The sequence below is a fragment of the Massilia sp. CT11-108 genome, assembly GCF_047302915.1.
GTDB lineage: Bacteria > Pseudomonadota > Gammaproteobacteria > Burkholderiales > Burkholderiaceae_D > Telluria > Telluria orientalis.
Window position 1 is genome coordinate 1 of sequence record NZ_JBKYMO010000216.1, and the last position, 9,336, is coordinate 9,336.

A 9,336-nucleotide genomic window follows, 5' to 3' on the forward strand; every position below is an offset into this window, starting at 1 on the left:
GAGGACGACCAGCCCGGCATCGCGCGCACGCAGCGCGTCCGCGAGGAGCTGCTCGCGCGCGACCCGCGCGTGCGCGACTTCCTGTTCGTCGACACGACGCCGCTGATGACGGCCGTGTACAGCCGCATCTACTGGGGCCGCGTGCCGCCGGACCTGCTTGCCTGGGAAGCGGAACACGACTACGCGTTCACGCTCGTCGCGGCGCCCGATCTGCCGTGGGTGCCGGATGGGTTGCAGCGCGAGTCGGAGGAGGTGAGGCAGCGCGTGCATGCGCAGCTCGTGGACGTGCTGGATGCGCGGGGGATTCCGTTTGCGCTGCTGACGGGGGAACTGGAAGCGCGGGTGCGGCAGGTGGAGGACCTGATCGGTCCACCCGCCCGCCGTGTTTAGGCGACTTCAGAAGTCGAACTGCGCCGACGCCCGGAACGTCCTTGGCGCGCCCGGCAGCAGATAGCCGCCCAGCGCCGGCGTCACGTCACGCCAGTAGAACTTGTCGAACAGGTTCTCCGCGCGGGCACGCAAGGTGACGTTCGTCGTGCCCCATTTCAGGCCGTACGACGCGCCCACGCCGAACACGTGGTAGTCCGGCACGAACACGGTGTTCTCGACGTCGAACGCCTTCTTGCCCGAGTACTGCCACGTGCCGTCCAGCTTCAGGCCCGGGATCGCCGCGACGGCGTACTGCACCCATGCCGTCGACTTGAACGCGGGGACGTCGGTCACGCGCTTGCCGTCGATGCCCGCCTGGCCCGTGCCTTCCTGGCGCGTGTTCAGCGCCATCAGCGACACGCTCCAGTCCAGCGCCGGCGTCGCTTGGCCCTGCGCGGTCAGCTCGATGCCGCGGTGCGTTTCGCGGCCGTTGCGGACGAACGTGTTGTTCGCGTTCGTGTATTCCAGGCCCTGGCGGATCTGGAACAGCGCGGCCGACAGGTTCAGGCCATTGTCCAGCGCGGCCTTGGCGCCGATCTCGACCTGGTGCGAACGCTGCGGCGCCAGCACCGAATTCTCGTTCGTCGTCTGCATCGGCGCGATGCCGCCGTGCTGCAGCCCGTGGCTGACCGCGGCGTACACGTTCCAGTCGCGCGCGGGGCTGAAGACGAGGCCCACGTTCGGCAGCAGGAACGAGTCGTCGGCGTGCACGTAGCCGGTGGCGTCGTCGACGAATTCGCTGCGCTTGATCTGGACGTGGCGCAGGCCCGCGTGCAGGGTCAGCCGGTTCGTCAGGCTCACGATGTCCTGCGCGAACACGGCGCGTTCCTCGTCGCTGCGGCGCTCGAACACGGGGCCCGTTACGCGGTCGGCAGCGACGTGCGGCGTCACGAGCGGGTTCCAGATATTGCTGTACCCGACGTAGTCGTAGACGTAGTCGCCGAAGCTGTCGTGGCGCTCCGAATACGACGCGCCCAGGGTGAGCGCGTGGCGCAGCGCGCCGGTCGCGAACTTGCCCTGCACCTGCGCCTGCACGCCCCACGGCGACTTGCGCTCGCCCGTGCTCTGGTAATCGTAGACGTCGTAGTCGCCGTTGCCGCAGTAGCCCGGATAATAGCCCGCGCCCTCGTTGCTGCAGCCGTAGGGGAACGCGGTGAAGTCGTCGCGCTTGAACCAGTGCTTGTTGCCGGACACGGTGGCGGTCCAGTCCTGCGCCAGCTTGTATTCGAAGCGCAGGCCCACGTTGCTGTCCTTCGTCGTGACGGGGCGCGTCCACGGCTGGTCGTTCAGGAGCATCCTGGCCGACACGCCGGTCGGCAGCGTCGTACCCTGGATCAGCTGGAAGCCGGGCGCCGTGATCTGGGCCTTGCGCTGGTAATCCATGTCCAGCTGCAGCAGCGCATCCGGCGTGATCTGCCAGTCGAAGGCGGCCGCCACGAACTGGCGGTCGCCGTTCGCGCCGCGCACGTACGGGTGCAGGTCGGCGGCGGCCGCGTTGATGCGGTAGCCGAAACGGCGGTCCTCGAAGCGGCCGCCGAGATCGACGGTGCCGTACAGGGTGCCGCGCTCGGACACTTCCACGGTCGCGGAGCGCAGCGGCGCATTCGTCGGGCGCTTGGTCACGTAGTTGACGATGCCGCCCGGCGTGGCGATGCCGGCCGTGAGGCCCGCGAGGCCTTTCAGGATTTCGAAGCGTTCCTTGTTCTCCAGCGGGATCTGCGTATCGCCCGGGATCGCGAAGCCGTCCTTGCGATAGCTGTAGTTGTTGTCGAGGGCGAAGCCGCGGATGGAGAACTGCTCGGCATAGCCGACGGCGTTGTAGGCGTCGGCGACGGATGCGTCGAAGCGCACCGCCTCGGTCGTTGAGCGGATCGACAGGTCCTGCATCTGCGTGCGGCCCATGGAGATGATGGAGGCCGGGGTGTCGAACAGCGACGCTTCGCCGAAGCCGCCGACGCTGGCGCGGTCGACGGCGATGAAGCGGTTGCCCGTCACGACGACTTCGGCGACGGGGTGGGTGGTGTCTTGTGCATGGGCGTTCGCGATGAAGGCTTGCGCGATGGCGTACGCGACTGCGGTGTACTTCAAATGACGGTTCATGGTTTGCTCGTTTTCGCGCGCCGGCGATGGGCGCGCTGCTTTTTCTTAAAAGCCGGAGCCAACGGGGGGAAGGGCAAACAAGGATGGGAACTGCGTTGCGCTTTCCTTCGCTGGCATTATCCAGATCAGGTACGAAGGGTATCTCTCACCCGGGAAGCGAACTCCCAGGACCCCTAGCGAAGGCGCGAGTGTAGCACAACGCGCCTTGTCGTGATGCTTCAGACAATAGACATGTTGTAAAGCGGATGGTTCCGCGATCAGGCGGCGCCGTCCAGCACCTCGCGCGCCACGTCCAGCGTGACCTCGCCGGTCTCGCCCATGCGCGTCATGCCGTGCGCTTCCAGTGCGGCGATCACGGCCGGGATCGCATCGCGGCCCAGGCCATAGTCGGACAGCTTTGTCCCCACGCCCATGGCACGGAAGAAGTCTTCCGTGCGGGCGATGGCCGCCTCGATGCGCGCGTCCTCGTCGCCGCTGTGGAGGTCCCACACGCGGGCCGCATATTGCAGCAGTTTCTCCCGCTTGGCCGCGCGGCGCACGCGCAGCATCGACGGCAGTACGATCGCCAGCGTCTGCGCGTGGTCGAGGCCGTACAGCGCGGTCAGCTCGTGGCCGATCGTGTGCGTGGACCAGTCCTGCGGCACGCCGGTGCCGATCAGGCCGTTCAAGGCCAGCGTGGCCGTCCACATCAGGTTGGCGCGCACGTCGTAGTCGGCAGGCAGCGCCAGTGCTTGCGGACCGTCTTCGACGAGCGTCAGCAGCAAGCCTTCCGCAAAGCGGTCCTGCACCTTGGCCTGGGCCGGGACCGTCATGTATTGCTCCATCACGTGCACGAACGCGTCGACGACGCCGTTGCCCACCTGGCGCGCGGGCAGCGTGTAGGTACGGGTCGGGTCGAGGACGGCAAACCGCGGGTACACGGTGCGCGCGACGAACGCGAATTTTTCCTGCGTGCGCTTGCGCGTGATGACGGCGGCCGCGTTCATCTCGGACCCCGTCGCCGGCAGGGTCAGCACGACGCCGATGGGCAGCGCCGCGTGCACGTTCTTCGCGTGCTGTTCGAGGATGGTCCACGGGTCGGCGTCGAGCATGGCGCCCGCCGCGACGAACTTGGTGCCGTCGATGACGGAGCCGCCGCCCACGGCCAGCAGGAAGTCCACGCGTTCGCGGCGGACGAGCGCGATCGCTTCGGATAACGTTTCGACCGTGGGATTCGGCTCGATGCCGCCGAACTCGAACACGGTGCGGCCGGCCAGTGCGGCCATCACGGCGTCAAACGTGCCGTTGGCGCGGATGCTGCCGCCGCCGTACAGCACGAGGACGCGCGCCTCGGACGGGACCAGTTTGCCGATGCGCTCGATCTGGCCGTCGCCGAACAGGATGCGGGTGGGATTATGAAAGTCGAAGTTGTGCAAGGTGATCCTCTGGTTTTGCTCAGAGGATCATTATCGCGCAGGTGTCCTGCCGGCGTGGGCCACGCCGGCAGGCTTTCAGGCCGGTTCGGGCACCGCGGCCGGATGCGCCACGTGCGCGCGCGCATGCAGCAGATGGCGCTGGATGACGGCGCGCGACGCGTCGCCGATCAGCCGCCAGTGCTCGCGCCGCAGCGCCGCGCGCTTGCGGTGCTTGGACGGCATCTCGGACAACGGCTTCACGTAGAACGGCAGCGGGATCAGGTAGCCGTCGCGGCCCGGCATTTCCTCGCCGCCGAGGATCTTCCAGAAGCCGTCATACGCGTTGGCGAAATGTTTTTCCGGATCGGGATCGTAGGCGATGTGCGCTTCGCTGCGGATCGCGACGACCTTGTCCATGCCGAGGGCCAGCGCGATGCCCTGCATGGCCGCGAAGCAGAAGAAGCTGGGCGAGTTGTTCGGGAAGACGCGTTCGAACGCTTCGAACGCGGCGCCGGAATCGATCCAGCGGCCCTGGTTGCGCGCGATGAACGGGACGACGGGCATGTCGACGCCCACCATGTCGCCTTCGAGCCAGCTGAAGGACAGGCGGTGCAGGCATTTGCCGTCCGCGATGAGGGCGAGGGTGAGGTCGCCTTCGGCATTGCTGCGCGAGGCCATCTCGAGCTGGATCATGAACGTGCTGCCCTCGGCCTCCTGCTGCCACAGGGGCAGGCAGCGCTGGCCGTAGACGGCGTCCAGGTAGCCGTCATTGAACGTCGTTTCCTCGAAGCGGTAATGGCTCAGCACGGCCTGCACGCGCTGGCGCGGGCTCAAGCCCTTGATGAGGTAGTCGCGGTGGCTGAGGTGGTGGAACAGGTCGTCGCCGGCGTCTTGCGCGACGTGGTTGCGGTAGACGCCGAGCTGGCATAGCGCGCGGTGGTCGCGGTAATAGGCCAGCACGCGCAGGCTGCGCGCGATGCACAGCACCCACGACGACAGGCTGTACTGGCGGCGCCGGGCCATCCAGTGTTTGGTCAGGTGAGCGAAAATCATGATGCGCTCCGGGCAATCGTTATCGGTGGATTCGTCTTCGTACTTTGCTGAACGGCAGTGAATCGTTCAGAAGATCAAGATCGTAACCACCAACACCCCATCCCTCTATTATGATTTTCCGTTTTCATGTCTCTCATTTTTGTTGATTTTTTGTCAGGCAAGCGCCAGACGCAAGACTAGCACGATTGCCGCGCCGAACATCAAAATCCTGCTCGATAATTGAGTCAGACCGAACAAGTTGAGGAGCATGGCATGGTGTATGAACTTTTTTATTGGCCGAGCATCCAGGGCCGCGGCGAATTCGTGCGCCTGGCGCTGGAAGAGGCGGGGGTGCGATACGTGGACGTGGCGCGCGCGCCGGGCGGCATGGCGCGCATGATCGCGGCGATGGACGGCGCCGACCACCCGTCGTTCGCGCCGCCGTTCCTCAAGGCGGGCGATGTGACGGTGGGCCAGACCGCCAACATCCTGATGTTCCTGGGCGAGCACCATGGGCTGGCGCCACGGGATGCGCAAGGTAAATATTGGGTGAACCAGATCCAGCTGACCATCGCGGACCTGGTCGCCGAGACGCACGACACGCACCACCCGATCGCGACGTCGCTGTATTTCGAGGACCAGCGCCCGGAAGCCAAGCGCCGGTCGGCCGATTTCATCGACACGCGCATCCCGAAGTTCTTCGACTGGTTCGAGAACATCCTGGCCCGGCCCGAACCGAAGGACTACCTGCTGGGCGACACGGTCACGTACGCGGACCTGTCGCTGTTCCAGCTCGTCGCGGGCCTGCGCTACGCCTTCCCGAAGGCGCTGGGCCGCATCGACGCGGGCTATCCGCTGCTGACGGCGCTGCACGACCGGGTGGCCGCGCGGCCGCGCATCGCGGCCTACCTGAAGTCCGGGCGGCGGATTCCTTTCAACGAGGAAGGGATCTTCCGCCACTACAAAGAGCTGGACAGGTAGTCTAGTCCCACTGCGGCGCGAAGTCGGGGCTGACGAGGCGTTCGTCCCGGTCCAGCGCGTCGATGTCGGCGATATCCTGCCGCGACAGGATCAGGTCGCGCGCCCGCAGGTTGCCCTCCAGGTTCGCGCGCTGCGTCGACGACGGGATCACGGCATATCCTTTCGCCATCGCCCACGCCAGCGCCACCTGGGCCGGCGTCGCGCCGTGCACCTGCGCGATGCGGGCGATGGTGGCATCGTCCATCACCTTGCCGTAGGCGAGCGGCATGTAGGCGGTGAGGTGGATGCCGGCATCGACCATGAACGCGTCCACTGCGCGGTTCTGCAGGAACGGGTGCAGCTCGACCTGGTTCGTCGCGATGTTGTCCGCACCGACGGCCGCAATGGCTTCGCGCAGCAGCGCAATCGGGAAGTTCGATACGCCGATGGCACGCGTCAGGCCGGACTCGCGCGCGGCCAGCAGCGCTTCCATGGATTCCGCGACGGACACCGCGGCGCCCGGCGACGGCCAGTGGATCAGGGTGAGGTCGACGTACTCCGTGCGCAGTTTCACGAGGCTTTCTTCGAGGCTGGCGCGCAGGCGGTTCGCGGCCAGGTTCTCCGTCCAGATCTTGGTGGTGACGAAGACGCCGCCGCGCGCCACGCCGGATTCTGCCAGCGCCTGGCCGACTTCGGCCTCGTTGCCGTAGATCTGCGCCGTGTCGATGTGGCGGTAACCCAGTGCCAGGCCGGTGGCGACGGAATCGATGGCTTGCCGCTCCTTCAGGCGGAACGTGCCGAGGCCCAGTTGCGGGATATTGGTATGCATGGTTTTTCCTTTCAATTCAATGCATGGCGACGGCGCGTTCGCCGCGGACGGCGTGCCGCGGCGCCGGATCGCGCCGGTCCAGCCAGCCGGCCAGCGTGGTGAGGGCGAGCGCGCCGATGACGATCAGGGCGCCGATCCAGGGCGTGTGCATCAGGCCGAGGTGTTCGACGATCAGGCCGCCGCCCCAGGCGCCGATGGCGATGCCGACGTTGAACGCGGCGATGTTCAGGCCCGATGCGACGTCGACGGCACCCGGCGCATCGCGTTCGGCGCGCTGCACGACATAGACCTGCAGGCCCGGCACGTTGCCGAAGGCGACGGCGCCCCAGGCCAGCACGGTGACGAGGACGGCGATCTTGTTCGCGGCCGTGAAGTCCAGCACGAACAGCACGCCGGCCAGCAGCGCGAACACGATCTGCAGGGCGCGCACGGGGCCCTTGCGGTCCGCCAGCTTGCCGCCCCAGATGTTGCCGAAGGCGACCGACACGCCGTACACGAGCATCACGAGGCCGACGCTGTTCGACGAAAAGCCGGCGACCTGTTCGAGGATCGGCGCGAGGTACGTGAAGGCGATGAACGAGCCGCCGTAGCCCAGCGTGGTCATCGCATACACGAGCAGCAGGCGCGGTTTCTTCAGCACGGACAGTTGCGTGAGAAGGCTAGCCGGCTTGCTGCCGGCGATGCCGCGCGGGACGAGCAGGGCGATGCCGGCGAACGCGATCACGCCCAGCAGCGCGACGGCCAGGAAGGTCATCTGCCAGCCGAAGTGCTGGCCGATGAACGTCCCGAGCGGGACACCGGTCACGAGGGCCACGGTCAGGCCGCTGAACATCAGCGCGATGGCGCTGGCCGCTTTTTCTTTCGGCACGAGGCTCGTCGCGATCGTCGAACCGATCGAGAAGAAGACGCCGTGCGCGAGGCCCGTCAGTACGCGGGCGGCCATTAGCGCGGCATAGCCGGGGGCCATCCACGCGGTCAGGTTGCCGGCCGTGAACAGCAGCATGAGGCCGAGCAGCAGCGTCTTGCGGGGCACCTTGCCGGTGAGGGCGGTCAGCACCGGCGCGCCGATGGCGACGCCCAGCGCGTACAGGCTCACGAGCAGGCCGGCGGACGGCACGGACACATTCAGGCTGGTTGCGATGGTGGGGATCAGGCCGACGATCACGAATTCCGTCGTGCCGATGGCGAAGGCGCTCAGTGTCAGCGCCCATAAAGCGAGTGGCATGGTGTTCTCCTTGTTGATGCCTCGATGGGATGAGGGCATTCTGGCCGTCCCGTCCACAAAGAAAAACCCGTGGCCGTACAATAGACTTTTGACCTGGGAGCAAAAATGCTGGACGTGGGCGCGTTGATCGCATTCGTCGCCGTGATCGACACGGGTTCGTTTTCGAATGCCGCCGAGCGGCTGGGGCAGACGCCGTCCGGCGTGTCGCGTACCATCTCGCGTCTGGAGCAGCAGCTCGGCATGACCCTCATCCACCGCACGACGCGCCGCCTCGATCTCACCGAGGAAGGCAACTGGCTGCTGGCCCGCGCGCGCCGCATCCTCGCCGACCTGGAAGAGACGGAGTCGCAGGCCGCCCTCGCGCGCGCGCAGCCCGCGGGCCTCGTGCGCGTGAACGCCGCGACGCCGACCCTGGATCACCTGATCGCCCCGCAGCTGGCGGACTTCCTCGATGCGTACCCGCAGGTGCAGGTGGAACTCACGAGCGGCGAGACCGTCGTCGACCTGATCGAGGAGAAGGCCGACGTCGCGATCCGCATCGGCCAGTTGACCGACTCGACGCTCAATGCCCGCCGCCTGGGCCGCAGCCGCATCCGCGTGCTCGCCGCCCCCGGCTATCTCGAACGCCACGGCACGCCGCGGCAAGTGGAAGACTTGATGAAGCACCGCCTCGTCGGCTTCGTCGCGCCCGCGTCGCTGAATACGTGGCCGCTGCGCGCCGGCACGGAAGAGGGCTGGCGCATCGCGCCGCACGTGACGGCCACCAGCGGCGAGACGGTCCGCCACCTCGCGCTGCAGGGCGCGGGCATCGTCAGCCTGTCCGACTTCCTCACGCGCGCCGACGTCGCCGCGGGCCGCCTCGTGCCTGTGCTGGAAGAGGCGGCGCTGCCGTGGACCCAGCCCGTGTGGGCCGTGTTCTACAAGCAGGGCGCGCTGGCGCCGCGCGTGAAGGCGCTCGTCGACTTCCTCGCCGACCGGCTGGCCGGCGTGCTCGAACCTTGACCATCCATCCCGACAAGGAGACCGCATGACCATCACGACTTCGCACATCCTTCGCATCGCCGCATTCTCGGACGGCGACGCCGGCGGCAATCCGGCCGGCGTCTGGATCGGGGAATCCCTGCCGCCGGCCGACGAGATGCAGCGCCTGGCCCACGCCGTCGGCTATTCGGAGACGGCATTCGCCGAACCGCAAGGAAAGGGCTGGCGCGTGCGCTACTTCTCGCCGGCGTCCGAAGTGCCGTTCTGCGGCCACGCGACCGCCTTCGCGTCGCCCTTCGACCGTAATGTCGCCATCGTTCAGCGCCAGCGCATACACGCCGTCGCCGTCGCGCCGGGCCAGCGCGGCGCCGAGCGCGATCGTCGCG

The 9,336-nt window shown here is 67.3% G+C and carries 9 protein-coding genes and 1 riboswitch; of the genes, 4 read left to right on the forward strand and 5 right to left on the reverse strand.

The features are described 5' to 3' along the window. Positions 1-390, forward strand: a 390-nt coding sequence (locus ACEN88_RS17460; RefSeq protein ID WP_413341536.1) for an AAA family ATPase, incomplete at its 5' end; no start/stop codon positions are given. A gap of 6 nt (positions 391-396) precedes the next feature. Here the strand turns inward: ACEN88_RS17460 and ACEN88_RS17465 are convergent. From ACEN88_RS17465 to ACEN88_RS17475, 3 genes are all read right to left on the reverse strand, one after another. Further along, positions 397-2,529, reverse strand: a complete 2,133-nt coding sequence (locus tag ACEN88_RS17465; RefSeq protein ID WP_413341538.1) for a TonB-dependent siderophore receptor — start codon at positions 2,527-2,529, stop codon at positions 397-399. Positions 2,530-2,614: 85 nt separating this feature from the next. Further along, positions 2,615-2,714, reverse strand: a riboswitch (TPP riboswitch). 72 nt (positions 2,715-2,786) lie between these two features. Then, positions 2,787-3,944, reverse strand: a complete 1,158-nt coding sequence (locus ACEN88_RS17470) for an iron-containing alcohol dehydrogenase (RefSeq protein ID WP_413341539.1) — start codon at positions 3,942-3,944, stop codon at positions 2,787-2,789. A 75-nt stretch (positions 3,945-4,019) separates the two neighbouring features. Next, positions 4,020-4,976: a DUF535 family protein gene (locus ACEN88_RS17475; protein ID WP_413341541.1), complete on the reverse strand. Its 957-nt coding sequence runs from the start codon at positions 4,974-4,976 to the stop codon at positions 4,020-4,022. Between the two features lie 252 nt (positions 4,977-5,228). On the opposite strand from ACEN88_RS17475, the gene ACEN88_RS17480 reads away from it, so the two are divergent. After that, a complete protein-coding gene (locus ACEN88_RS17480) occupies positions 5,229-5,936 on the forward strand; it encodes a glutathione S-transferase (protein ID WP_413341543.1) in 708 nt (235 codons plus the stop codon). A 1-nt stretch (position 5,937) separates the two neighbouring features. Here the strand turns inward: ACEN88_RS17480 and dkgB are convergent, their stop codons facing one another. Together dkgB and ACEN88_RS17490 are read right to left on the reverse strand one after the other, a co-directional pair. Next, positions 5,938-6,744 (reverse strand): 2,5-didehydrogluconate reductase DkgB, encoded by an 807-nt coding sequence (gene dkgB, locus ACEN88_RS17485; RefSeq protein WP_413341545.1) that lies wholly within the window; start codon positions 6,742-6,744, stop codon positions 5,938-5,940. A gap of 16 nt (positions 6,745-6,760) precedes the next feature. Next, positions 6,761-8,050: an MFS transporter gene (locus ACEN88_RS17490; RefSeq protein ID WP_413341547.1), complete on the reverse strand. Its 1,290-nt coding sequence runs from the start codon at positions 8,048-8,050 to the stop codon at positions 6,761-6,763. Positions 8,051-8,074: 24 nt separating this feature from the next. On the opposite strand from ACEN88_RS17490, the gene ACEN88_RS17495 reads away from it, so the two are divergent. Beyond that, on the forward strand, positions 8,075-8,971 hold the full coding sequence (locus ACEN88_RS17495) for a LysR family transcriptional regulator (protein ID WP_056137161.1): 897 nt from the start codon (positions 8,075-8,077) through the stop codon (positions 8,969-8,971). Between the two features lie 25 nt (positions 8,972-8,996). Then, positions 8,997-9,336: PhzF family phenazine biosynthesis protein (locus tag ACEN88_RS17500; protein WP_413341548.1), on the forward strand; the 340-nt coding region annotated here is incomplete at its 3' end.

What these genes read in the sequence shown, in the direction of transcription:
- ACEN88_RS17480 (WP_413341543.1), top strand. Translation starts at nt 5,229, where the DNA reads ATGGTGTATGAACTTTTTTATTGGCCGAGCATCCAGGGCCGCGGCGAA.
- ACEN88_RS17495 (WP_056137161.1), top strand. Translation starts at nt 8,075, where the DNA reads ATGCTGGACGTGGGCGCGTTGATCGCATTCGTCGCCGTGATCGACACG.
- ACEN88_RS17465 (WP_413341538.1), bottom strand. Translation starts at nt 2,529, where the DNA reads ATGAACCGTCATTTGAAGTACACCGCAGTCGCGTACGCCATCGCGCAA.
- ACEN88_RS17475 (WP_413341541.1), bottom strand. Translation starts at nt 4,976, where the DNA reads ATGATTTTCGCTCACCTGACCAAACACTGGATGGCCCGGCGCCGCCAG.
- dkgB (WP_413341545.1), bottom strand. Translation starts at nt 6,744, where the DNA reads ATGCATACCAATATCCCGCAACTGGGCCTCGGCACGTTCCGCCTGAAG.